The sequence below is a fragment of the Pseudomonas sp. TE31087 genome (genome assembly GCF_057284075.1).
On sequence record NZ_JBXVNN010000001.1, the window covers coordinates 2007808 to 2031227 of the forward strand.

20 protein-coding genes are annotated in these 23420 nt (G+C 65.9%); 13 read left to right on the forward strand and 7 right to left on the reverse strand.

All coding sequences use genetic code 11. From position 1 onward, the window contains the following. Window positions 1-35 precede the first annotated feature (35 nt). The 4 genes from ACZ899_RS08960 to ACZ899_RS08975 all read left to right on the forward strand — a co-directional run bounded on the left by ACZ899_RS08960 (window position 36) and on the right by ACZ899_RS08975 (window position 4747). On the forward strand, window positions 36-635 hold the full coding sequence (locus tag ACZ899_RS08960; protein ID WP_234561365.1) for an NAD(P)H-dependent oxidoreductase: 600 nt from the start codon (window positions 36-38) through the stop codon (window positions 633-635). Window positions 636-757: 122 nt separating this feature from the next. Continuing rightward, complete coding sequence (locus ACZ899_RS08965; protein ID WP_084941537.1) at window positions 758-1264, forward strand: sigma-70 family RNA polymerase sigma factor; 507 nt, start codon at window positions 758-760, stop codon at window positions 1262-1264. Continuing rightward, window positions 1261-2238 carry a FecR family protein gene (locus ACZ899_RS08970; RefSeq protein ID WP_234561364.1) on the forward strand — a complete coding sequence of 326 codons (978 nt, stop codon included), beginning with the start codon at window positions 1261-1263 and terminating at the stop codon, window positions 2236-2238. The genes ACZ899_RS08965 and ACZ899_RS08970 overlap by 4 nt, the downstream gene beginning before the upstream one ends. Before the next feature lie 91 nt (window positions 2239-2329). Next, on the forward strand, window positions 2330-4747 hold the full coding sequence (locus ACZ899_RS08975) for a TonB-dependent siderophore receptor (protein ID WP_234561363.1): 2418 nt from the start codon (window positions 2330-2332) through the stop codon (window positions 4745-4747). A gap of 7 nt (window positions 4748-4754) precedes the next feature. Here the strand turns inward: ACZ899_RS08975 and thpR are convergent, their stop codons facing one another. Then, on the reverse strand, window positions 4755-5300 hold the full coding sequence (gene thpR, locus ACZ899_RS08980) for an RNA 2',3'-cyclic phosphodiesterase (protein ID WP_234561362.1): 546 nt from the start codon (window positions 5298-5300) through the stop codon (window positions 4755-4757). 215 nt (window positions 5301-5515) lie between these two features. Between thpR and lpxO the strand changes: the two genes are divergently transcribed. After that, entirely contained in the window at window positions 5516-6415 is a 900-nt protein-coding gene (gene lpxO, locus ACZ899_RS08985; protein WP_028691801.1) for a lipid A hydroxylase LpxO, read from the forward strand. Between the two features lie 184 nt (window positions 6416-6599). Here the strand turns inward: lpxO and ACZ899_RS08990 are convergent, their stop codons facing one another. Continuing rightward, the gene (locus tag ACZ899_RS08990) at window positions 6600-6896 is read right to left on the reverse strand and encodes a DUF3077 domain-containing protein (protein WP_203647204.1); all 297 of its coding nucleotides are present in this window, start codon (window positions 6894-6896) and stop codon (window positions 6600-6602) included. A 417-nt stretch (window positions 6897-7313) separates the two neighbouring features. Here ACZ899_RS08990 and ACZ899_RS08995 point away from each other — a divergent pair, with 417 nt between their 5' ends. The 8 genes from ACZ899_RS08995 to ACZ899_RS09030 all read left to right on the forward strand — a co-directional run bounded on the left by ACZ899_RS08995 (window position 7314) and on the right by ACZ899_RS09030 (window position 17053). Beyond that, window positions 7314-8219 carry an AraC family transcriptional regulator gene (locus ACZ899_RS08995; protein ID WP_232857120.1) on the forward strand — a complete coding sequence of 302 codons (906 nt, stop codon included), beginning with the start codon at window positions 7314-7316 and terminating at the stop codon, window positions 8217-8219. A gap of 275 nt (window positions 8220-8494) precedes the next feature. Further along, window positions 8495-9805, forward strand: a complete 1311-nt coding sequence (locus ACZ899_RS09000) for an ABC transporter substrate-binding protein (protein ID WP_234561361.1) — start codon at window positions 8495-8497, stop codon at window positions 9803-9805. Between the two features lie 70 nt (window positions 9806-9875). Then, on the forward strand, window positions 9876-10799 hold the full coding sequence (locus tag ACZ899_RS09005; RefSeq protein WP_203647207.1) for a carbohydrate ABC transporter permease: 924 nt from the start codon (window positions 9876-9878) through the stop codon (window positions 10797-10799). A gap of 10 nt (window positions 10800-10809) precedes the next feature. Further along, window positions 10810-11643: a carbohydrate ABC transporter permease gene (locus tag ACZ899_RS09010; protein WP_011533227.1), complete on the forward strand. Its 834-nt coding sequence runs from the start codon at window positions 10810-10812 to the stop codon at window positions 11641-11643. 181 nt (window positions 11644-11824) lie between these two features. Continuing rightward, window positions 11825-12937, forward strand: a complete 1113-nt coding sequence (locus ACZ899_RS09015) for an ABC transporter ATP-binding protein (protein ID WP_234561360.1) — start codon at window positions 11825-11827, stop codon at window positions 12935-12937. 144 nt (window positions 12938-13081) lie between these two features. Continuing rightward, the gene (locus ACZ899_RS09020) at window positions 13082-14557 is read left to right on the forward strand and encodes a mannitol dehydrogenase family protein (protein ID WP_234561359.1); all 1476 of its coding nucleotides are present in this window, start codon (window positions 13082-13084) and stop codon (window positions 14555-14557) included. A 16-nt stretch (window positions 14558-14573) separates the two neighbouring features. Next, window positions 14574-16064 (forward strand): xylulokinase, encoded by a 1491-nt coding sequence (gene xylB / locus ACZ899_RS09025; RefSeq protein ID WP_234561358.1) that lies wholly within the window; start codon window positions 14574-14576, stop codon window positions 16062-16064. Window positions 16065-16105: 41 nt separating this feature from the next. Beyond that, window positions 16106-17053 carry a carbohydrate kinase family protein gene (locus ACZ899_RS09030; protein ID WP_234561357.1) on the forward strand — a complete coding sequence of 316 codons (948 nt, stop codon included), beginning with the start codon at window positions 16106-16108 and terminating at the stop codon, window positions 17051-17053. Window positions 17054-17117: 64 nt separating this feature from the next. On the opposite strand, the gene ACZ899_RS09035 is transcribed toward ACZ899_RS09030, so the two are convergent. From ACZ899_RS09035 to ACZ899_RS09055, 5 genes are read right to left on the reverse strand one after another with little or no spacing between them, the layout of a single operon-like run. Continuing rightward, a complete protein-coding gene (locus ACZ899_RS09035; RefSeq protein ID WP_232857126.1) occupies window positions 17118-17531 on the reverse strand; it encodes a hypothetical protein in 414 nt (137 codons plus the stop codon). Then, entirely contained in the window at window positions 17532-19310 is a 1779-nt protein-coding gene (locus ACZ899_RS09040; RefSeq protein WP_232857127.1) for an FAD-dependent oxidoreductase, read from the reverse strand. 41 nt (window positions 19311-19351) lie between these two features. Then, window positions 19352-20143, reverse strand: coding sequence for an SDR family NAD(P)-dependent oxidoreductase (locus tag ACZ899_RS09045; RefSeq protein ID WP_203647217.1), 792 nt, complete (start codon window positions 20141-20143; stop codon window positions 19352-19354). Beyond that, entirely contained in the window at window positions 20140-21909 is a 1770-nt protein-coding gene (locus tag ACZ899_RS09050) for an FAD-dependent oxidoreductase (RefSeq protein WP_203647219.1), read from the reverse strand. Before ACZ899_RS09050 ends, ACZ899_RS09045 begins: the two co-directional genes overlap by 4 nt. A gap of 57 nt (window positions 21910-21966) precedes the next feature. Continuing rightward, window positions 21967-23385 carry a 3-deoxy-7-phosphoheptulonate synthase class II gene (locus ACZ899_RS09055; protein ID WP_203647221.1) on the reverse strand — a complete coding sequence of 473 codons (1419 nt, stop codon included), beginning with the start codon at window positions 23383-23385 and terminating at the stop codon, window positions 21967-21969. Window positions 23386-23420 lie beyond the last annotated feature (35 nt).

The window sequence follows — 23420 nt, forward strand, 5'->3', positions numbered from 1 at the left end:
CGGTGTCCCTGCATCCTGATTCTGGAGATTCCACCATGCATGCCCTGATCGTCATCGGTCACCACGACCCCGACTCCCTCACCCACGCCCTCGCCCAGCAGGTCGCCGAAGGCCTGCGCGCGGCCGGCCATACCAGCGAGTTCGCCGACCTGGCCAGCGAAGGCTTCGACCCACGCTTCAGCCTGGCCGATCACGCCGTGCATCGACGCCTGGGCAAGCCGCCGGCCGATGTGCTGGCCGAACAGGCGCGCATCGAGCGGGCCGACACCGTGGTCATGGTCTACCCCATCTACTGGTGGTCGCTGCCGGCCCTGCTCAAGGGCTGGGTCGAGCGGGTGTTCAGCAACGGCTGGGCCTTCGACCAGGCCGCCGACGGCAGCACCACCAAGCTGCTGCACGGGATGACAGCGCACCTGGTCGGCGTGGCCGGCGCCGACGCCGGCACCTTCGAGCGCCATGGCTATGGCGAGGCCATGCGCGTGCAGATCGAGCACGGCATCTTCGACTACTGTGGTGCCCGGGTCATCAGTTCGACCCTGCTCACCGACAGTGAAGGCGCAGCTCCCGCCAGCCTCCTGCCGCAAGCCCGCCAACTGGGGCTGACCCTGTTCGCAGGCCAGGAAGCTGCGGCCTGATGCGGTACCGCGCGCCGCTGCGCAGGCAGCGGCGCGAATTGTTGTGCCATGCCCCATTGCGAGGCGACGGACCTCCCGGCTACCATTGAGAACGATTCACACTCACAACTGGATAGCCACCGTTGGACAGCACCTCGACCCGCAAGCTGGGCTTCTTCTTCAGCGACCACCATCGCTGGCTGCTCCAACACATCCACAAACGCCTGCGCAACCGCGCAGACGCCGAGGACACCGCCGCCGAGGCGTTCTGCCAGATGCTCGGTGCCCAGGTCGATCCGGACAGCATCCAGCAACCTCGCGCCTACCTGTCGACCATCGCCCGGCGGCTGATCTTCGACCGCCACCGTCGCCGTCAACTGGAACTGGCCTACCTCGAGCGCCTGGCGCTGCTGCCTGAACAAGTCGCCCCATCGGCCGAAGAACAATTGCTGCTGATCGAAGCGCTGGTGACCATCGACCAGGTGCTCGACGGCCTGCCGGCCGTGGTCAAGGCCGCTTTCCTCTACAGCCAGCTCGACGGCATGAGCTATGTCGAGATCGCCGCCCGCCTGCAGATCTGCGAACGTACCGTCAGCCGCTACATGAAGCAGGCCCTGCGCCAATGCTACCTGTGCGAAGTACAACCATGAGCGCCCGCAGCCTGGACTCGATCGGCGAGCAGGCCATCGACTGGATGGTGGCGCTCAATGCCCGCACGCCAAACGATGCGCTGTTGCGCCAGCTGGAGCAGTGGCTGCGCCAGGACCCGGCGCACCAGCAGGCCTGGGACCGGCTGCAACAGCGTCTGGGCAAACCCTGCGCGGCCCTGCGCGCCCTCGAACAACGGGCCCCCGGGCAGGCCGCCGAGGTGCGCCGGGTGCTGCTGCAACCGAGCCATTCACGTCGCGAAGTACTGGGCGCCCTGGCCAGCCTCGGCCTGCTCGGCGGGGCGCTCTGGGGTGGCTGGCGCAGCGACGCCACCCAGGGCTGGCTGGCCGACCTGCACACCGCCAGCGGCGAGCGGCGCAGCTTCACCCTGGCCGACGGCAGCCGGCTGAGCCTCAACAGTGCCAGCGCCGTGGACCTGCGTTTCGATGCCCGCCAACGCCTGGTGTTGCTGCGCCATGGCGAGCTGGTCATCCAGGTCGCCGCCGACGCCGCACGACCATTGCGCGTGCGTACCGCGCAGGGCCAGGTCCAGGCCCTCGGCACGCGCTTCCTGGTCCGCCAGGAAGACACCGCCACCCGCGTGGTGGTGCTCGAACACAGCGTGCGCCTGAGCTTGCCCGACGGTCGCTGGCAAGACCTGCAACAAGGCCAGGCGGCGCTGCTGCGCAGCAACGGCATCGAGCGCCTGGGCAGCGAGCAACAACAGCGCGCGGCCTGGGTGGAGGGCCGCCTGGAAGTGCTCGACGAACCGCTGCATGTGGTGGTCGACGCCCTGCGCCCCTACCAGCGCGGCTACATGCGCCTGGCCCCGGCGGTGCGCGACTTGCGGGTACAGGGCGTGTTCCCGCTCGACCAGCCGCAACAAGCCCTGTCGGCACTGGCCGAAACCCTGCCGGTCAGCATCGAGCACTTCGGCCCCTGGCTGACCTTGATCGGCCCAAAAACGGCTGCGTGAAACTTTTTTTGAAAATCATTCGCAAAGGTGTCCGGTTTTCATTTCTCGGCCCACCTATCTCCTGACAACTCACAACATCCGGGAGATTTCCGTGCGCAACCCCTGGCCCATTGCCGCCGTCCTGACCAGCTTCAGCCTGTTCGCCCAGGCACAGACCCTGTCGTTCGACCTGCCCGCCGCGAGCCTGGCAACCACCCTCAACCGCATCGCCAGCCAGAGCGGCACCATCATCGCCCTGGAACCTGGGCTGGTACGTGGCAAGCAGGCCCCCGCGGTGGTCGGCCAGATGAGCGCCGAGCAAGCCATGCAGGCCGCGCTGGCCGGCAGTGGCCTGCAATTGCGCATCACCGGCAGCGGCCACTTCAGCGTGGCCCCCGTCAGCCAGGGCGGTGAGGCGCTGGAGCTGGGCAGCACCAGCATCACCGACAACTACCTGGACGCCACCAGCGAAGGCAGTGGCTCCTACGCGGCGCGGGCGGTGACCCTGGGCAAGGGCGTGCACACCCTCAAGGAGATCCCCCAGTCGGTGACGGTGATCACCCGCAAGCAGCTGGACGACCAGGGCTTCACCGACCTGCAGGATGCGCTCAACCACACCACCGGCCTGGTCGGCGCCCAGGGCATCGGCCCTGGCGTGGTGGTGACCTCGCGAGGCTTCCAGATCGACGACTGGCAGTACGACGGCGTGCCGATCCCGCGCAACAACTACTCGCTGGGCAACTGGGCGACCCAGGACCTGGTGTTCTTCGACCGGGTTGAAATCCTGCGCGGCGCCTCCGGCCTGCTGCAAGGCACCGGCAGCCCGGGCGGCGCGATCAACCTGGTGCGCAAGCGTGGCCAGGCCGCACCGACCGTCACCGTCACCGGCAAGGCCGGTTCCTGGGACCACTATGGCCTGCAACTGGACGCCGGCGGCCCGCTGACCGCCGATGGCCGGGTACGCGGGCGGATGGTCGCCGACGAGGACCAGAGCGACAGCTTCATCGACTATGCCTGGAGCAAGTCGCACTCCCTGTACGGAGCGCTGGATATCGACCTGAGCGACGACACCACCGTCGGCGCCGGCATCAGCTACAACCGCCAGCAGTCGCGGCCGATGCTGCGTGGTATCCCCCGCTATGCCACTGGCAAGGCGGTCGACCTGCCCCGCTCGACCTTCACCGGTGCGCGCTGGAACCGTGCGCAAACCGATGTCACCACCTACTACCTCGATCTTGAGCACCGCTTCGACGACGACTGGACGTTCAAGGCCGCCGCCGTGCGCATGGACGAGACCAACACCTCCATCCACCAGCGCACCCAGACCGTCGGCGAAGGCCTGGAAGCGGACGGCAGCGGCGTCGAGTACGCCAACTGGATCACCGATTTCCACAACACCAAGCTGGGCCTGGACATGAACCTGGTCGGCCACTTCGATACCGGTGCGGTGGCGCATGAGGTAACCGTGGGCGGCAACTACTCCAAGCTGACCTCAGATGATGAGTACTGGCGCACCTTTGGCGGCAACGACAACATCTTCGACATTGACCATGACCGCCCCGAGCCCAGTCGCGACGAGCTGCTCGCCGCGCCCACCGGTCGCCATGAGCACAGCGGATACGACATTCGCCAGAAAGGCCTGTATGGCGCCTGGCGCATCAAGCCGACCGATCGCCTGACGCTGATTCTCGGCTCGCGCGTCAGCTGGTACGACTACAGCTACGCGAGCACCACTTATCGGGGGCTCAACCCGGGCCAGGTCAATCCCACCAGCCGCATGACCGAGTCGGGCGAAGTCACACCGTACGCCGGCTTCGTCTACGACCTGACCCGCGAATGGGCCTGGTACGCCAGCTACACCGATGTGTTCGCCCCGCAGACCGAACGCGGTGTCGGCAATGTGCCGCTCAAGCCTGTGATCGGCAGCAACTACGAAACCGGCTTCAAGGGCGAGCTTCTCGATGGCCGCGTCAATGCCTCGCTGGCAGTGTTCCGCTATGACCAGGAGAACCGCGCCGTCACCGACACCGCCTCAGGTTTTGCCTGTGACGGCTGGTATTGCTCCAATGCCGCGGGCAAGGTGCGCAGCCAGGGGATCGAAGCCGAGGTCAGCGGCGAGGTGCTCAGCGGCCTGCAACTGTTCGCCGGCTACACCTACAACACCACCAAGTTCCTCGACGATCCGGAAAACGAGGGACGGGTGTTCAGCCAATGGACCCCCAAGCACATGCTGCGCGCCTGGGCCGACTACACCTTGCCCGTGGACGGCCAGCGCTGGAGCACCGGGCTGGGCTTTACCAGCCAGAGCCACACCCTGGGTTACGAGCGCACCTATGAGGTACCCGGCTACACCGTGTGGAATGCCCGCCTGGCCTACCAGCTGACACCGGAGGTAAGCCTGGCGGTCAACGCCTACAACCTGTTCGACAAGAAGTACTGGGTGGCAGGCTTCAACCAGCTCAACGGCAGCAACAACTTCGGCGAGCCGCGCAACCTGATGTTCTCGGTCAAGTACACGCCTGAGTTCTGATCGCCGCTCACGCGCTCAACGGCCATTGCGCCAAGGGCCAGTAACGGCCCTTGCGCGATTCGTAGAGCGTGAAGTGCCGCGCGGCAAGGAAGAATTCCGGTGCCGTGCCGGCCTCCGGCGGCTGGCCACGAAAGTCCCTGGCCAGGGTCAGGTGCGGGCGGTACTCACGGTTTGCCACCTCCACACCCAGGGGCAACAGTGCCTGCTGCAGGCCATACACCAGCTGCAGCAGCGCCGCAGGCGTCTGCTGCGCCTCCAGCACCAGCGCACCGGCCCGCGGCCAGACCTGCAGGCGGTCGAGCAGCAAGCGTGGTAGTGCGACCGGCCGCCTGAGCTGATCGACCGCCGCGCAGATCGCCGGCACCTGCTCGGCGTCCACGTCACCGAGGAACAACAAGGTGACGTGGAAATTCTCCGCGGGCACCGGTTTGCCGCTGCGCAGGTTCAGCCCTCGACGCCACTGCGCCAGGGCACGGCATTGTTGGTCGCTGACCGGCAAGGCGAAGAACAGCCGTTTGAACGGCGCGCCACTGGGGCGCGGATCCTGGACCATGTGAATCTCCCTGACAGCGGTTCGAGCCATCGAGTGTAGTGCTTTACCCAGTCGTAACGGCGACGCAAGCTGTTGAATCGTTTGCGCAACCTGTCAGCCATTGCACCTAAGTCGGTCAGACAAGACGTAACAATAAGTACAAACCCGCGCCACGATTGTTTATGCTGGCGGGCTTACGCCATGGCGCATGGCCATTTTTCGACAAGTAAACGTCCATGAAAATTGCACTCGTACTGATCTTCGTCCTCTCGATCGCCTATGTTCACCTGCGCGGTCGGGTTCGTCACAAGCTGACCCGCCAGCTGGGCGATCATTCCAGCTTCCTGGCCCCGGTCAACGCCTTCCTGTACCTGTTCTCCAAGCATCCGGCCAAGCCGTACCTGCCGGTCAGCGCCTTCCCCGAGCTGCAGGTGCTGCAGGACCACTGGCAGGAGATCCGCAAGGAAGGCCAGCAGCTGTTGCAGGCCGGCGAGATCAAGAAGTCCGACAACTACGACGACGTCGGTTTCAACTCGTTCTTCAAGACCGGCTGGAAGCGCTTCTACCTGAAATGGTACGGCGAGAGCCACCCGTCGGCGATGACCCTGTGCCCGCGCACCACCGAACTGCTCGCCGGCATCGGCACGGTCAAGGCGGCGATGTTCGCCACCCTGCCGCCAGGCGCCAAGCTGGTGCGCCACCGTGACCCGTACGCCGGTTCCTACCGCTACCACCTGGGCCTGGACACGCCCAACGACGATGGCTGCTACATCGACGTGGACGGTGAAAAGTACTCCTGGCGTGACGGCGAGGGCGTGGTGTTCGACGAGACCTACATCCACTACGCCGCCAACACCACCGAGCACAACCGCATCATCCTGTTCTGCGACGTTGAGCGCCCGCTCAAGTACCGCTGGGCCGCGGCGTTCAACCGCTGGTTCAGCCGCAACGTCATGGCCGCCGCCGCCGCGCCCAACGATGCCAGCGACAAGACCGGCGGCATCAACCGCCTGTTCACGCGCATCTACAAGATCCGCGAGCGCGGCAAGGCGATGAAGAAGCGTAACCGCACCCGCTACTACCTGGAGAAGTGGGCGGTGGTCGCGGCGCTGGTGCTGGTGTTCATCTACATCTGACGCCGGAGCAAACCCGCTCCCGCAATGTGCGAGCGGGTTTGCCCTGCCCCGGATACTCTGGCCCCATGAGCAACTGAATCTGGCTTGCTGTGCTGCCATCCTCGGCCATGCTGCCTGACGAAATCAGCGACAAAAAAGCCGCTTTCGATTGCTCGAAAGCGGCCCTTGCCTTGGTGCCGACAGTTCAGCTGTCGCCTTGCTCCCGCTTCACCGGCAACTGCCCATCGATCATCGCCTTGGCCATGCCGCTGAGGTAGTACGTCGCCCGCATCAGCGTCTGTGCGTCTTTCGGCTGGCTCAACGCCTGGTAGGTCAGCCCGGTGATGCAGCCCAGGATGATCGTTGTTTCCTGCAGCACGTCCTCGGTCGGCAACCCCGGGATCGCCTGTACCCAGTCACGCACCGAGTAGCGCTTGGTGCGGCCTGCCAGGCTGACGATCTTCAGATCTGCGGTGCCCTTTGCGTGTTCGTCCTTGTCCATGACCTTGCCCCCTGGAAAAAGAAAGAGCCCGTCGCGGTTCATCCCTCGGAGCCGCCAGACCAAACCGCGCGATCCCTGCGCGGTAAGCTGCCCAGTGGCCCGGTCGACCCCGGAGGGTGAAGCGCGACGAGCAGGCCGAGACTAAAGCGAGCGCCAATCCACTACAACGGGCACCGAGGGGAAAAGGTGCCTTTAGGAAAAGGACTACATAAACAACGGAAGAAAAGCTGTAGGACCTGCAATATTCTCTGCAGATGTTGTCGGCTTAAGCCCATAGCGGGGCAAGTCGCATCGACGCACCGCCGCCCCCACAAGGGCCACGTTGGTCGGCATCGCGTGGAGCCCGCTTCAAGCATCTGCCCTGCTCCAGCACTTCAGGCTACGATGACACCTCGCCCTCCAGGCCCAGCCACCGCCATGCCCAGACCGAGCAAAGTCACCGATCCGTCCTACGAGCTGATGGACGACCACGAAGGCGCCTCGCTGATCTACCGCCAGCACGGCTTCCCCAGCCCGCTGGTGCGCTGGCACTTTCACAAGGAATACGAACTGCACCTGATCGTCGCCAGCGCCGGCAAGGTGTTCATCGGCGACTATATCGGCAACTTCGCCCCCGACACGCTGTTTCTCACCGGCCCCAACCTGCCGCACAACTGGATCAGCCAGGTCGGCCCCGACGAAGTGGTGGGCAAGCGCGACATGCTGGTCAACTTCACCGACGAGGTGCTCGAGGACGGCGGCCAGGTGTTCTCCGAGCTCACCCAGCTTGCCCCGCTGCTGGCCCGGGCGCGCTATGGCATCGAGTTCCGCGACCCGGCGCTGATCCAGGAGAGCCGCCAGCTGCTGCAACGCATCGCCGACAGCCGCGGCATGACCCGCCTGGGATACTTTTTTATCCTCATGGAGCAGCTGGCCGCCTGTGACGACTACCAACTGCTGTCCACCGTCACCTCCTCGCAGCTGGCCGACGAGCACAATGTCGAGCGCATCAACCGGGCGGTTGACTACATCTTCCAGCACTACGCCCAGGACCTGAGCCAGAACGCGGTGGCCGAGCACCTGGGGATGACGCCGACGTACTTCTCGCGGTTCTTCAAGCAGGCCGCCGGGCGCGGCTTCGTCGAGTTCGTCAACCGGCTGCGGGTGAGCAAGTCGTGCGAGCTGCTGGCCAAGGGCGAGCTGCCGGTGACCGAGGTGTGCTTCGAGTCGGGGTTCAGCAACCTGTCGAACTTCAACCGGCGGTTTTTGCAGCTCAAGGGCATGACACCTTCGGACTACCGCAGCCTGGTGACCCAGCGGCTGACCGAGCAGAACCGGGGCTGAACGTCGTACGCAATCTCTTGTAGGAGCGGCCTTGTGTCGCGAAAGGGGCGCGCAGCGGCCCCAGGGTTTCGGCGCTAACGCATAAATCGCCGGGGCCGCTGCGCGGCCCTTTCGCGACACAAGGCCGCTCCTACAGGGGAATGCAGATCCGCCAAGTCACAGCAAAAAAGTATCAGTCGAGGTGCAGGCGAGGCTTTGTCGGCGTCGTCACACAACGGTGTAATCGGCAGCGAGCGACACAAAAACAATAACGTCATCCCCGAGGGAGTTCACCGATGAACGACTCGATCAAGGCCTGCCTGGCCGCCGCCTGCCTCAGCCTGCCGCTGCACGTCCAGGCCGCCGAGACCCTGACCATCGCCACGGTCAACAACAACGACATGATCCGCATGCAGCGCCTGGCCAAGGTGTTCGAGCAGCAGCACCCGGACATCCAGCTCAAGTGGGTGGTGCTCGAAGAGAACGTGCTGCGCCAGCGCCTGACCACCGATATCGCCACCCAGGGCGGCCAGTTCGACGTGCTGACCATCGGCATGTACGAAGCCGCGCTGTGGGGCGCCAAGGGCTGGCTGGCACCAATGACCGACCTGCCCGCCGACTACAACCTCGAGGATGTATTCCCCTCGGTGCGCAACGGCCTGTCGGCCAACGGCACGCTGTACGCCCTGCCCTTCTACGCCGAAGCCTCGATCACCTACTACCGCAAGGACCTGTTCGAAAAAGCCGGGCTGAGCATGCCCGAGCAACCCACCTGGACCCAGCTCGGCGAGTTCGCCGCCAAGCTCAACCACCCCGACCAGGGCCAGTACGGCATCTGCCTGCGCGGCAAGGCCGGCTGGGGCGAAAACATGGCGCTGATCGGCACCGTGGCCAACGCCTTCGGCGCGCGCTGGTTCAATGAGCAATGGCAGCCCGAGTTCAGCGGCAGCGAGTGGAAGAACGCGCTGAATTTCTATGTGAACACCCTCAAGCAATACGGCCCGCCCGGCGCCTCCAGCAACGGCTTCAACGAAAACCTCGCGCTGTTCAACAGCGGCAAGTGCGCGATGTGGGTCGATGCCAGCGTCGCTGGCTCGTTCGTCACCGACAAGACCCAGAGCAAGGTCGCCGACCAGGTCGGCTTCACCTTCGCGCCCAAGGAAGTCACCGACAAGGGCGCCACCTGGCTGTATTCCTGGGCGCTGGCGATCCCCACCAGCTCCAAGGCCAAGGACGCCGCCAGGACCTTCGCCACCTGGGCCACCTCCGAGGCCTACGGCAAGCTGGTGGCCGAGCAGGAAGGCGTGGCCAACGTGCCACCGGGCACCCGCGCCTCGACCTACAGCGACGCGTACCTGGCCGCCGCGCCGTTCGCCAAGGTCACGCTGGAATCGCTCAAGCGCGTCGACCCCAACCACCCCACCCTCAAGCCCGTGCCTTACGTGGGCATCCAGCTGGTGACCATCCCCGAGTTCCAGGCCATCGGCACCCAGGTCGGCAAGCTGTTCGCCGCCGCGCTCACCGGGCAGATGAAAGTAGACCAGGTGCTGGCCTCGGCCCAGCAGTCCACCGAACGCGAGATGAAACGCGCCGGTTACCCCAAGTAGCTCGCACCGCCGTAGACCGCGCCAGCCTGCGGCGCGGTGACCGCCCCTTTCCGAAGCACACGGAGTCGCCATGAATACCTCGGCCCTCGACACCCCGAGCCTCGCCACCGCGCGCCCCGGCAAACGCCGCGTCGGCCCCGGCTGGTTCCTGGTCAGCCCTTCGGTGGCGCTGCTGCTGTTGTGGATGATCGTGCCCCTGGGCATGACCCTGTATTTCTCGCTGATCCGCTACAACCTGCTGTACCCGGGCGAAAACCAGTTCGTGGGCCTTGAGAACTTCGCCTTCTTCGTCACCGACGCCGGCTTCATGCCCGGCGCCCTCAACACCCTGACCCTGGTCGGCAGCGTGCTGGCGATCAGCGTGGTGCTCGGCGTGCTGATCGCCGCGCTGCTGGAGGCCGGCGAGTTCTGGGGCCGCGGCGTGGTGCGGGTGCTGCTGATCTCGCCGTTCTTCATCATGCCCACGGTCAGCGCGCTGCTGTGGAAGAACCTGATCTTCCACCCGGTGTCGGGCATCCTCGCCGCCGTGTGGCGCCTGTTCGGCGCGCAACCGGTGGACTGGCTGGCGCACTACCCGCTGCTGTCGATCATCCTGATCGTGTCGTGGCAGTGGCTGCCGTTCGCCATCCTGATCCTGATGACCGCCATGCAGTCGCTGGACCAGGAACAGAAGGAAGCCGCGCGCCTGGATGGCGCAGGCCCCTTGGCGATCTTCTGGCACCTGACCCTGCCGCACCTGGCCCGGCCGATCGCCGTGGTGGTGATGATCGAGACCATCTTCCTGCTGTCGGTGTTCGCCGAGATCTTCACCACCACCAGCGGCGGCCCCGGATACGCGTCCACCAACCTCGCCTACCTGATCTACAACCAGGCGCTGCTGCAGTTCGACGTCGGCATGGCCTCGGCCGGTGGCCTGATCGCCGTGCTGATCGCCAATATCGCCGCCATCGTGCTGGTTCGCATGATCGGCAAGAACCTCACCGCGCGCAGCTGAGGAGCCCGCCATGCTGACACTCAAGCAAACCCGCACCTTGAAGAACGCGCTGCTCGGCCTGCTGTGCTGGGCCATCGCCCTGGTGATCTTCTTCCCGATCTTCTGGATGTTGCTGACCAGCTTCAAGACCGAGCTGGACGCCTTCGCCACGCCGCCGCAGTTCATCTTTGCGCCGACGCTGGAGAACTACCTGCACATCAACGAGCGCAGCGACTACTTCGCCTACGCCTGGAACTCGGTGCTGATTTCGTTCTCCGCCACCTTGCTATGCATGCTGATCGCGGTGCCTGCGGCCTACTCGATGGCCTTCTTCGAGACCCGCCACACCAAGCGCACGCTGCTGTGGATGCTGTCGACCAAGATGCTGCCGCCGGTGGGCGTCTTGATGCCGATCTACCTGCTGGCCAAGCAGTTCGGCCTGCTGGATTCGCGCCTGGCGCTGATCATCGTCTACACCCTGATCAACCTGCCGATCGTGGTGTGGATGGTGTACACCTACTTCAAGGACATCCCCGTGGACATCCTCGAGGCCGCGCGGCTGGATGGCGCCGGCACCTGGCAGGAGATCGTCCGCGTGCTGCTGCCGATTGCCCGCGGCGGGCTGGCTTCGACCTTGCTGCTGTCGCTGATTTTGTGCTGGAACGAGGCGTTCTGGTCGCTGAACCTGACCTCGTCCGCCGCCGCGCCGTTGACGGCGCTGGTGGCTTCCTATTCGAGCCCTGAAGGGCTGTTCTGGGCCAAGCTCTCGGCCGTCTCGACCCTGGCCTGCGCGCCGATCCTGATCTTTGGCTGGATCAGCCAGAAGCAGTTGGTGCGCGGGCTTTCGTTTGGGGCTGTCAAATGATCCCGAGGCCCCTGATTTTGCGTATGGCGTGGGAGCGGGGCTTGCCCCGCGATCACCGGCTACGCCGGTGCCATCCACCGCGCCGCCTGCATCGCGGGGCAAGCCCGCTCCTACGCCAGCCCTTTCCACGCCAGCCCCTTTCCACGCCTCCCTTTCCACGGCTCTGACAAGGACACCCCCCATGGCTGACCTGAAAATCCGCAACCTGCACAAAGGCTTCGATGGCCACGCCATCATCAAGGGCATTGACCTGGACGTGCGCGACCGCGAGTTCGTGGTGTTCGTCGGCCCCTCCGGCTGCGGCAAGTCCACCCTGCTGCGCCTGATCGCCGGCCTCGAGGAGGTCAGCAGCGGCAGCATCACCCTCGACGGCGCCGACATCACCGACACCGCCCCGGCCAAGCGCGACCTGGCCATGGTGTTCCAGACCTACGCCCTGTATCCGCACATGACCGTGCGCAAGAACCTGTCGTTCGCCCTGGACCTGGCCGGGGTCGGCAAGCAAGAGGTGACAGCCAAGGTCGACAACGCCGCGCGTATCCTCGAACTGCAACCGCTGCTCGAACGCAAGCCCCGCCAGCTCTCCGGCGGCCAGCGCCAGCGGGTGGCGATCGGCCGGGCGATCGTGCGCAATCCGAAGATCTTCCTGTTCGACGAGCCATTGTCCAACCTCGACGCCGCCCTGCGCGTGCAGATGCGCCTGGAACTGGCGCGGCTGCATCAGGAGCTGGCCGCGACCATGATCTACGTGACCCATGACCAGGTCGAGGCCATGACCCTGGCCGACAAGGTGGTGGTGCTCAACGGCGGGCGCATCGAGCAGGTCGGCTCGCCGCTGGAGCTGTACCACCATCCGGCCAATCTGTTTGTCGCGGGGTTTCTGGGGACGCCGAAGATGGGCTTCTTGCGTGGACACCTGAGCCGTAATCAGGGCAACCAGTGCGAGGTCGCGCTGGAGTGCGGCGCTCGCATCGCCCTGCCGTTGTGTGCGGGGGAGTTGCATACCGGTAGCCAGGTGACCCTGGGGATTCGTCCCGAGCATCTGAACATTGATCGCGCCGGGCAAGGTATCCAAGGCTCGTTGCAGGTGACTGCCGATGTCAGCGAACGACTGGGCAGCGACAGTTATTGCCATGTGCGCGCGGCCTCCGGGGAGATGCTTACCGTGCGGGTGCGCGGGGACTTTGCGCCGGGGTTTGGTGAGGGGTTGGAGCTGGGCTTTGATCCGGGCCATTGCCATTTGTTTGATAGCAATGGGCAGGCGATCGACAAGCGATTGCGGCAGGTGGCCTGAGGTGTTCGCCGAGAGGGTTGTGGCGCCTATGAGATCGAGCGCCGCGCGGGCGGCGCTCGATCTCAAGAACGCCACAAGGCTCCCGCCAAGCACCTCGCCGCCATCACGCGATCCAACATGACCTCGATAAGGAATGCCCCCAACATGAAACTCAACCACCCCAACCTCAACCACCTCCCCCCCTCCGTCGCCCGCCCCAGCTACGACCCAACCCAACTGCGCCAGGGCATCGCCCACATCGGCGTCGGCGGCTTCCACCGCGCCCACCAGGCCGCCTACACCGACGCCCTGATGAACTGCGGCGAAGGCCTTGACTGGGCCATCTGCGGCGTCGGTTTGCGCAGTGAAGACCGCGCCATGCGCGACGCCCTGGCCGGCCAGGACCACCTCTACACCCTGTTCGAACTGGGCGACCAGCCCGACACCAAGGTACGCGCAATCGCCGCCATCAACGGCATGCTGCTGGCCGAGGACGGCGCCGAACCGCTGCTCGCCAAACTGGCCGAACCCGGCATCCGCATCGTCTCGCTGACCATCACCGAAGGCGGCTACTGCATCGACGACAGCACCGGCGAGTTCCGCGCCGACCTGCCGCAGATCCAACATGACCTGGCCAACCCACAAACCCCGCAAAGCGTCTTCGGCTACCTCTGCGAAGCCCTGCGCCGCCGCCGCGAAACCGGCACCGGCCCGTTCACCGTGATGTCCTGCGACAACCTCCCGCACAACGGCGACGTCGCCCGCAAGGCCTTGCTGGCCTTCGCCCAACGCCTCGACCCCGACCTGGCCGACTGGATCGCCAGCCACGTCAGCTTCCCCAACGCCATGGTCGACCGCATCACCCCGATGACCAGCCCCGCCCACCGCCAGCAACTGCGTGAGCGCCACGGCGTCGACGATGCCTGGCCGGTGGTGTGCGAGCCGTTTTTGCAATGGGTGGTGGAAGACAACTTCGTCGCCGGCCGCCCGGCCTGGGAAAAGGTCGGCGTGCAGTTCACCCGCGACGTCACGCCCTATGAAGAAATGAAAATCAAGCTGCTCAACGGCAGCCACCTGGCCCTCACCTACCTGGGCTTCCTGCAGGGTTACCGCTTCGTCCACGAAACCCTCGCCGACCCGCTGCTGCGCCGCTACATGCACGCCTTCATGGACCAGGACGTAACCCCGCAACTGGCCCCGGTGCCCGGCATTGATCTTGAGCGCTACAAGCAAAGCCTCGGCGAACGCTTCGCCAACCGCGCCATCGCCGACCAGCTGGAGCGCGTGTGCTCCGACGGCTCGTCGAAGTTCCCCAAGTTCATCGTGCCTACCGCCAACCGCCTGATCGCCGACGGCAAGCCGCTGGAGCGCGTGGCCCTGGTGGTGGCCGCCTGGGCCCTGTACCTGCGCGGCGAAGACGAGCACGGCACCCGCTACAGCATCCCCGACCCCCGCGCCGCCGACTGCCAGGCCCGGGTGGTGCAGCGCGACGGCCTGGCCGCCCGGGTACTGGGCGACGAGGCGATCTTCGGTAGCGCCATCCCTGCGTCCAAGGCTTTTGTCAGCGCCTTCGAGCGCCTGTACGACAGCTTGCGCGAAGTCGGCGTGAGTGAAACCCTGCGCCAGGTCCTCGGCGACTGACACGGAGTGTTTCGAAATGGACGGATTGTTCCTCGGCATCGACTGCGGCACCCAGGGTACCAAGGCCCTGGTGCTGGACGCCGGCAACGGCCAGGTGCTCGGACTGGGCAGCGCCGCCCATGCGCCGCCCCAAGGCCGCGATGGCAGGCGCGAGCAGGCCCCCGCCGACTGGCTGGAGGCCCTGCGTGCGGCGGTGTCCGCTGCCTTGCGAGAAGCCGGTGTGGATGGCCAGGCGATCCGCGCACTGGCAGTGTCCGGCCAGCAGCACGGCCTGGTGATGCTCGACGCTCAAGGCCAGGTGCTGCGCCCAGCCAAGCTCTGGTGCGACACCGAGAGCGCGCCCGAGAACCAGGCACTGCTCGATGCCCTCGGCGGCGCCCTAGGCTCGCTCGAACACCTCGGGCTGGTGATCGCGCCGGGCTATACCCTGTCCAAGTTGCTGTGGACCAAGCGCCAACATCCCGAGCTGTTCGCCCGCCTCGCCCAAGTCCTGCTGCCCCACGACTACCTGAACTACTGGCTCACTGGTCGCGCCTGCACGGAGCCCGGCGACGCCTCCGGCACCGGCTATTACGATGTGCGCCGACGGACCTGGGCGCCCGATGTCCTTCAGCACATCGAGCCGGGCGAGCGTCTTTTGGCGGCGCTGCCTGAGTTGGTCGAATCCGGCGATTGCATCGGCATCCTGCGCGAACAGATCGCCACTGCACTCGGCCTGAGCCCACAGACCTGGGTGGCCACGGGCGGCGGCGACAACATGCTCGGCGCCATCGGCACCGGCAATATCGCCCCCGGCATGATCACCCTGAGCCTCGGCACCTCCGGCACCCTGGCCGCCTACGCCGACCAGCCCCACGTCAGCGCCCAGGGCGAAGTCACGACCTTCTGCGCCTCCAGCGGCGGCTGGCTGCCGTTGATCTGCACCATGAACCTCACCAGCGCCTGCGCCCTGGTGCGCGACTTGCTGGAGCTCGACCTCGACCATTTCACTGAGCTCGCCGCCCAAGCCCCGATCGGCGCCGACGGCCTGCTGATGCTGCCCTTCTTCGACGGCGAGCGCGTGCCCGCGTTGCCCGAAGCAACCGCCAGCCTGCACGGCATGACCAGCGCCAACCTGACCCGCGCCAACCTCTGCCGTGCCGTGCTCGAAGGCATCTGCTTCAGCCTGCGCCATGGCCTCGACCTGCTGCGCGCCAGCGGCCTGCCAGGCAGCGAAATCCGCCTGGTCGGCGGCGCGGCGAAAAGCCCGCTGTGGCGCCAGATACTGGCCGACCTGCTCGGCCTGCCGGTGGTATGCCCCCAACAGACCGAAGCCGCCGCCCTGGGCGCCGCGATCCAGGCTGCCTGGAGCCTCGGTCGCCAACTGGGCCAGGGCGACAGCCTCGAAACCCTGTGCAAACGCTGCGTCGCCCCCGACGAAAGCACCCGAACCCTGCCCCGCCCGGCGCAACAGGCCGAGTACGAGGTCGCTTATCAACGCTACCGGGAGCAACTGCCTGCGCGCTGAGTGCGGGTATCCTTCCCTAATCTTTCGTTCTGGAGAACTGCATGTACCTGGTGTGTGGCGAGGCCCTGTTCGATGTCTTCAGCCTGGAAAACAGCAGCCGCAGCAGCGAGCTGGGGTTTACCGCGATTGCCGGCGGATCGCCGTTCAACGTGGCCGTCGGCCTGCGCCGGTTGGGCGTGGCGTCGGCGTTGTTTGGCGGGTTGTCCAGCGACTACCTCGGTGCCCGGCTACGCCGGGTGCTGGACGAGGAACGGGTGGACTGCCGCTACGTGGTGACCAGCGATGCGCCGACCACCCTGGCCATGGTCGGGCTGGATGCCAATGGCTCGGCGCAGTATCAGTTTCGCGGTGAAGGGTGTGCGGACCGGCAGGTGACCCTGGCGCATCTGCCGGAGCTGGATGAGCGTGTGCGGGGGTTGCATGTGGGCTCCTACACCCTGGTGGTGAAGCCCGTGGCCGATACCCTGATGACGCTGGTAGAGCGCGAGCGGGACCGGCGGCTGATCAGCCTGGATCCGAATGTGCGGCTTGATCCGCAGCCGGATGTAGCGCTGTGGCGGCGGCAGGTGGAGGCTTTTGCCGGCCATGCGCATGTGATCAAGGCCAGTGAGGAAGACATCGCCTTGCTCTATCCGGGGCGGGAGACTCGTGATGTGGCGCGAGGCTGGCTTAACGAACGCTGCCGGTTGGTTTTTGTCACTCACGGTGCTGACGGTGCCAGTGTGCATTGCGCACAGGGTTCATGGCAGCGCCCGGCGGATACCTCATTGCCGGTACACGACACCGTTGGCGCCGGTGACACCTTCCAAGCCGCCGTGCTCGCCCACCTGGCTCGCCTCGGTGCAGACAGCCCGGCCGGTGTGGCGAAGCTCCCCCATGAAACCATTGATGCAATCCTCGCCTACGCGATCCGTGCCGCCGCGATCACCTGCTCACGGGCAGGCCCGGATCTGCCTTTCGAACGCGAACTGCCGCCCATGCGCTCATGATGCCAGCAGCCTGGGCTGGCCCCGCGATGAGGCACGCCCAGGCTGTCCATGAGCGCCAGCGCTCTCAGTTGTTCGGTGCGCCACTGGCGATCCAGGCCTGCACGGCCTGTATCAGCTGGGTGTCGGCTTGCGCCTGGCCGAAAGGCATCGCCACACCCTTGCCCCCCACCGACAACTGGTCGCCTGTGAGTTTGTGCAGCAGATAGCTGGCCTGCGGATCGCCGGGCACGACACGCTTGAGCGTGCTTTGTACCGAAGCGATGCCCACCAGCTGCCGATAGGCGCTACCGCGCTGCAACACCAGATCTTCCGGGGCCGAACCCTGCAGATGGCAAGACACGCAATAGGTGTCGAGCATGGGCTGGATAGTCTTCCTGAAACTCGGCACCTCGTCGGCCAGCACCGGCGAGGCAGACGTCACCAGTGCACACAGCCATGCCACGCGCCAACGCCGCGCGCAAACGCCGATGCCGTCCATTCATGCCTCCCTGATCGGTTCGCGGGCCGCGTGGTCGCCGGCCAGGCGACCGAACGTCATGGCCGTGCCAAGGGTCGCCCCCGCCGCCCAGTAGGTATCGTGGGCGGGGCTGGCGATGCAGTTGCCGGCACCATACAGGCCAGGGATGGGCTGGTCATCGTAGCCGAGCACACGGCCATGGCTGTCGATTACCGGACCGCCATTGGTATCCAGCGTCACCGGGCACATGATGATCGCGTAGTACGGCCCCTTGCCCGCCAGCGGAAACATGGTGAAGTTTTCCTTTTCGTTGGCCGGGTGGCGCGGGTCCTTGCGCGGGGGGCTGGGGTAGAAATACATGTAGTCGCGGTCGTAGGCGAACTTGCCGCGCTGGTGGTCCTCGTCGCTGCCGCTCTCGGCGAAGCGGTTGAAACGCGCCAAGGTCTCCTTCATCTGCGTGGCGAAGCCCGGGTCCAGGCGCAAGCCACCAGTGTGACTGGCCAGCGAGGCCAGGCGTTCATCGAGGGCCTTGGCCAGCTCGGCGAAAGTCTCGCCGCGCAGCACATAACGCTCGGTGGTACCCGGCGCCGGAATGGGGGGATGACCGGCAAACAGGTCGGCCGTGCGCTGGTCGTAGACCATGAACATCAGCAGGTTGGGATAGCTGGCTGTGCTCGGGTCCCAGGTGAAATGCACCTTTGAGCGGTCATGGTAGTTGCGCTTCTCGTTGACCACGCGACGCCCGTAGCGGTTGACCAGGATCATGCTGTCGCCTGGCGGTACCCAGATTTCCCGAGGTACGCTGGGGAAGGCGATGGCTTCCTCGAGCAGGGTCTGGGCACGCCAGGCGCCACCCATGTTGCCCAGCTGTGCACCGATGGCACCGCCGATGCGGATGAAATCGCCCGTGCAGGTGGGGATGCCGCAGCCACCGAACACCGGGTTGACCTGATACTGGGCGCGCAACTGGCGGTTGGCGGTATAGCCGCCCGTACCGAAGACGACCCCTCGGCGCGCGCGCAGCAGCACCTGGCGTGGCTCGTCGTTGTCGTCCAGGGTGGACACCTGCAGGCCAATGACTTCGCCACGGGCGTTGGTCAGCAGGCGTTCGGCGCTGCTGGCCAGGCGCACCGGGATTGCGCGGCTGTCGAGCGCGCCACGCAGTTGGCGCATGAGCTCCGCTCCCAGGCCGAGACTGTTGTCCGGCTGTTTCGGCCCCAGCGCCCGGCCGCGCAGGCCAACCGAGCCGGCGATGACGTCACCGTAGTCGGGCTGGTCAGGCACATCGTCCGGGAAGATCGAGTAACGCATCGACTGCAGCGCATTCATCTGCGCGAGCTTGTCGATGGTCGGCGACGCTTCGCGATAGAAGGTGCGCATCAGCTCATACGTGGCTTGCGGGATGCCCAGGGTGGGGTGATCCGGGTTGAACAGCTGGGGGTAGCTGTAGCGGGCCATGTAGGCCAGGCAGGCGGCCTCGCTGTCCGCAAGTCCCTTGGCCTTCATGTGGAAGTTGTCGGGAATCCAGTAGGCGCCGCCCGACTTGGCCGAGGTGCCACCGAAGAACGGAGCTTTCTCCAGCACCACGACCTTGGCACCGGCCTCATGGGCAAACAGTGCGGCGCTGACACCGGCGGCACCACTGCCGACGACGATGACATCGAACTCCTCGTGCCACTGCGGGGATTGTGGCGTGGCCGCCCGGGCGCTGGCGGCCATGCCCAGGGAGGAGACGGCGGCACCGGCGGCGCTGGCCTTGAGCAGCGAGCGCCGGGAAATACGCGAAGCATTCTTGGACATGCGGGTTGTTCCTTGATTCGAGAGCTGCGACGGGAGCGCGATCAGAAGCAGGCGCGTACCACACCACCGTCCACGCGCAGGGCGGATCCATTGATCGAGGCGGCCTGCTCGCTGCAGACGAAGGCCACCGCCGAGCCGATCTCGGCCGGCTCCTGGAAGCGCTGGATCAGCGAGCTGGGGCGCAGGGTGCGGAAGTATTCCTCGGTGAAGGCTTCCAGGTTGCCGCCGCCCAGGCCCTGGACGAAATCGCGCACACCGTCGGTCAGGGTCGGTCCGGGCAGCACGGAGTTGACCGTGACACCGGTGGCGGCGCAGGTCTCGGCCAGGCCGCGGGCAATGGCCAGCTGGGCGGTCTTGGTCATGCCATAGTGGATCATTTCCCTGGGAATCTGGATGGCGCTTTCACTGCTGATGAACACGATCCGCCCCCAGTTGCGCTGCTTCATGCCGGCCAGGTACTGACGCGACAGACGCACTCCGCTTAGCACGTTGATGTCGAAGATCTCCTGCCATTGCTCGTCGCTGATCTCGTCGAACTCGGCGGCTCCGTACACCCCCAGGTTGTTGACCACGATGTCGACCTGAGGATGCGCCTGGTGCAGGCGCTGAACCGCATCGGCACGACTGAGGTCCGCAACGAACGGGATCAGTTCGGCCTGGTGCTCGCCGACGCGTTGGCGAAGGCCGGCAATGGCGGTATGCACGGCATCGGCGTCACGGCCATTGATGATCACGTTGACGCCTTCGGCATACAGTGCCTCGGCAATGGCCAGGCCGATGCCTTTGCTCGATCCGGAGACGACGGCCAGGCGGGGTTGACTGAACAGTTTCATGCAAGCTCCTTGTGCAGGTGTTCGTGAGTGCTGTGGGTGCGCGCCGTGGGCAGGAGTTGCTCGAGCACCTGCGCCAGTACCTGGCGCGGCGTCCCTTCGGCCTTGGCGGCCCAGGCGACATGGCCGTCCGGGCGGACCAGGGCCAGGTCGGTGTCGGTGAAGCCCACGCGGTTACGCAGGTCGAAGTAGATATCGTCGAAGCCGTCGGCTGCGCTCAGGCGCAGCCCGTGCAGGGGTATGCCGCGCGCTCGGGCCAGCTCGCCCGCCGCCTCGACCCAGGCACCTGCCTGACTGCCGGCAATCAGGGTGAAGCGGCCCTTGCCCAGCAGGGCCAGGGTCGACACGCGCTCGCCCCGACGCGTCACCCAGGCATGGGGGAAGCGTGCGCCGGCGACCACCTGCGAATGGTAGGCGCCCGCCAGCTCGTCGAGCGGTTCGGGCGGCGCGTCGGCCGCTTCGAGGATGGCGGCGGAGCGATAACGCAGATTGCTTTCGACGCCGAGACAGTTGAACTCGTAGTTCTTCTGCCAGATGGCCTGGGCCAGCCGCTCACGGACCTGAGCACCGCCGACGTCGTCAGCGAATACCGCCTGCAGGTCCAACTGCCCCTGCTGGCCGTCCGGCTCGAGCACCGCCAGCAGCTCACGGGTCTGACCGATGCTGCGGATCGCCCGGGTGACGATCTGGCGGCCGATCGGCGCACGCTCATCACTGTAGCTGTGAAGCAGGCGTGGAGCGGCGATGCCCTTGAGCACGTAAGCAAGCTTCCAGGCCAGGTTGTAGGCGTCCTGGATCGAGGTGTTCGAGCCCAGGCCGTTGTTCGGTGGATGCCGGTGCACCGAGTCGCCGGCACAGAACACCCGCCCGCTGGCGTACTCGGTGGCATAGGCGCGGTTGACGGTCCAGGTGGAAATCGAGCTGATGTCCGGCTCGACATCGTCGGTCCCCAGGACCTTGCGAATGATGTCCGCCGCTTCGGCATTGCCCAGGCGCGGGGCCGGCTGGTTGATGTCGTAGCTCCAGACGCACAGCCATTCATTCCACGGGCGCACCATGCGCAGCAGGCCGACCCCCAGCCCGCCGATACGGGCTTCCGGGTTGAGCATCCAGAAAAGGGCGCTGGGGCGGTGGGCGACGTAGCGGCTGAGGTCGGCCTTGAACAGGATGTTGATGCTGCCGGCCAGGCCCATCTCGCCGGACATCGGTAGCCCGATGGCTTCGGCCACACGACTGCGGCCGCCATCGGCACCGATCAGGTACTTGGCGCGAATGGCGAACTGCTCGCCGGTCAGGTGGTCGAGCACCTGGGCCGTGACGCCCTCCTCGTCCTGCTCGAGCGAGAGGAACTCGCTGCTGAAACGGATTTTCGCCCCGGCCTTGACCGCGTTGGCCACCAGCACCGGCTCCAGGAAATTCTGCGGGATATCGCAGATTTCGTGGGGGCTGGTGAGGCGGTATTCCGACAGACGCTCGGGGGCCGCGCCCCAGGAGCGGATGCGTCCGATCTCGCGTCCGGTCAGCGACTCGCAGAGGATGCTGTCACCGATCAGGTGATTGGGCACGGCATCGCGCAGTGCTTCCTCGACCACTCCGGCGTCGTCGAGGATCTCCATGGTGCGCTGGTTCATGATGTGCGCGCGTGGGGTGTCGGCCAGCCAGGGGTATTTGGTCACCACCAGGGTCTGGATACCGTGGCGGGCGAGAAACAGCGCGGCCGAGGCGCCGGCCGGGCCGCTGCCGATGACGAGGACTTCGGTTTCAATCATGGTCTCTTCCTTGAACATGTGGGCACTGCCCGCACGCGACAGGCTTCAGGGGCGTGGTCAAGCGAACTTCTGTGCCAGGCGCAGGGCCAGTTCCAGCGATTGCTCACGATTCAGGCGTGGATCCACGCTGCTGCGGTAGTTGCGCGGTAGGTCGGCTTCGGTGAGGTTGCCCGCGCCGCCCAGGCATTCGGTGACGGCTTCGCCGGACATCTCCAGATGCACGCCACCCAGGTGACTGCCGTGGGCGGCATGCAACTCGGCGGCCTGTTCCAGCTCGGCGAGAATGTGCTCGAAGTAGCGGGTCTTGTAGCCGTTGCCGAGACTGCAGGTATTGCCGTGCATCGGGTCACACACCCACAACACGCGACGTCCCTCGCGACGCACCGCGTCGATCAGCGCAGGCAAGGCGTTGCCAATGGTTTGTGCGCCCATGCGGGTGATCAGGGTGAGACGGCCAGGTTCGTCGTCCGGATTGAGGCGTTCGATCAGGCGTAGCAACTGGTCGCTGCCGGTTGCCGGACCAACCTTGACCGCGATCGGGTTTTCGATGCCGCGCAGGTATTCGACATGGGCCCCCTCGAGGTCGGCGGTACGCACACCGATCCACGGGAAGTGGGTCGACAGGTTGAACCAGCCATGATGGGACGGCACATAGTGCGTCAGTGCCTGTTCATAGGGCAGCAGCAGGGCTTCATGGGAGATATGCAGGTGCGCCGATGGCTCGCTGCCGCCACCCTCCTGGCGCAAGGCCTCGAGCAGTTGCAAGGCTTCGCGCAGGGAGCCCAGCAAGCGTTCCTGGGCATCGGCCCGGGGGCTCTGGCGCAGCCAGTCGAAGGCCCAGCGCGACGGCTGGTACAGGTCGGCAAAGCCTTTGCGCATCAGCGCGCGGGCCAGGTTCAGGGTCAGTGCCGAGCGGGCATGGGCCTGCAGCATGCGCTGCGGATCGGGTTCGCGCGCACTGGCTTCGAAACGGTGCCCGTTGACGATATCGCCGCGGTACACCGGCAGTTCGACGCCATCGATGCATTCGCTGTCGGCCGAGCGTGGCTTGGCATATTGGCCTGCCAGACGCCCGACACGGATGATCGGGCGACGCAGGCCATGGGTCAGCAGCAGCCCCATTTGCTCCATATGTTCCAGGCGCGTGTGTATCGCCGCGCCGGTGCAGTCCTCGAAGCGTTCGGCACAATCGCCGCCTTGCAGCAGGAACAGCTTGCCTTCCTGGGCTCGCGCCAGCGCCTGCTTGAGCTGGACCACTTCCTCGGCCATGACCAGCGCCGGCTGCCGGGCGAGCTCCTCCAGGGCCTGCTCCATGGCCTGGCGGTCGGCATAGCGGGGTTGCTGCAGGGCGACCCGTTGTTGCCACGACGCCGGTGACCAGTCGGGATCACGGCGTGGTTCAGCGATATCGGCAGTGAACGGCACCGTTGCGCTGCGCGAAGGAGGAACAGCGTCTTGCAGATTCAGAGAAACCATGGGGATCCTGCTCTCAAGTTGGGTGGACGAAGGCA

What these genes read in the sequence shown, in the direction of transcription:
- ACZ899_RS08960 (WP_234561365.1), top strand. Translation starts at nt 36, where the DNA reads ATGCATGCCCTGATCGTCATCGGTCACCACGACCCCGACTCCCTCACC.
- ACZ899_RS08970 (WP_234561364.1), top strand. Translation starts at nt 1,261, where the DNA reads ATGAGCGCCCGCAGCCTGGACTCGATCGGCGAGCAGGCCATCGACTGG.
- thpR (WP_234561362.1), bottom strand. Translation starts at nt 5,300, where the DNA reads ATGGTCCAGGATCCGCGCCCCAGTGGCGCGCCGTTCAAACGGCTGTTC.
- lpxO (WP_028691801.1), top strand. Translation starts at nt 5,516, where the DNA reads ATGAAAATTGCACTCGTACTGATCTTCGTCCTCTCGATCGCCTATGTT.
- ACZ899_RS08990 (WP_203647204.1), bottom strand. Translation starts at nt 6,896, where the DNA reads ATGGACAAGGACGAACACGCAAAGGGCACCGCAGATCTGAAGATCGTC.
- ACZ899_RS08995 (WP_232857120.1), top strand. Translation starts at nt 7,314, where the DNA reads ATGCCCAGACCGAGCAAAGTCACCGATCCGTCCTACGAGCTGATGGAC.
- ACZ899_RS09000 (WP_234561361.1), top strand. Translation starts at nt 8,495, where the DNA reads ATGAACGACTCGATCAAGGCCTGCCTGGCCGCCGCCTGCCTCAGCCTG.
- ACZ899_RS09005 (WP_203647207.1), top strand. Translation starts at nt 9,876, where the DNA reads ATGAATACCTCGGCCCTCGACACCCCGAGCCTCGCCACCGCGCGCCCC.
- ACZ899_RS09010 (WP_011533227.1), top strand. Translation starts at nt 10,810, where the DNA reads ATGCTGACACTCAAGCAAACCCGCACCTTGAAGAACGCGCTGCTCGGC.
- ACZ899_RS09015 (WP_234561360.1), top strand. Translation starts at nt 11,825, where the DNA reads ATGGCTGACCTGAAAATCCGCAACCTGCACAAAGGCTTCGATGGCCAC.
- ACZ899_RS09020 (WP_234561359.1), top strand. Translation starts at nt 13,082, where the DNA reads ATGAAACTCAACCACCCCAACCTCAACCACCTCCCCCCCTCCGTCGCC.
- xylB (WP_234561358.1), top strand. Translation starts at nt 14,574, where the DNA reads ATGGACGGATTGTTCCTCGGCATCGACTGCGGCACCCAGGGTACCAAG.
- ACZ899_RS09030 (WP_234561357.1), top strand. Translation starts at nt 16,106, where the DNA reads ATGTACCTGGTGTGTGGCGAGGCCCTGTTCGATGTCTTCAGCCTGGAA.
- ACZ899_RS09035 (WP_232857126.1), bottom strand. Translation starts at nt 17,531, where the DNA reads ATGGACGGCATCGGCGTTTGCGCGCGGCGTTGGCGCGTGGCATGGCTG.
- ACZ899_RS09040 (WP_232857127.1), bottom strand. Translation starts at nt 19,310, where the DNA reads ATGTCCAAGAATGCTTCGCGTATTTCCCGGCGCTCGCTGCTCAAGGCC.
- ACZ899_RS09045 (WP_203647217.1), bottom strand. Translation starts at nt 20,143, where the DNA reads ATGAAACTGTTCAGTCAACCCCGCCTGGCCGTCGTCTCCGGATCGAGC.
- ACZ899_RS09050 (WP_203647219.1), bottom strand. Translation starts at nt 21,909, where the DNA reads ATGATTGAAACCGAAGTCCTCGTCATCGGCAGCGGCCCGGCCGGCGCC.
- ACZ899_RS09055 (WP_203647221.1), bottom strand. Translation starts at nt 23,385, where the DNA reads ATGGTTTCTCTGAATCTGCAAGACGCTGTTCCTCCTTCGCGCAGCGCA.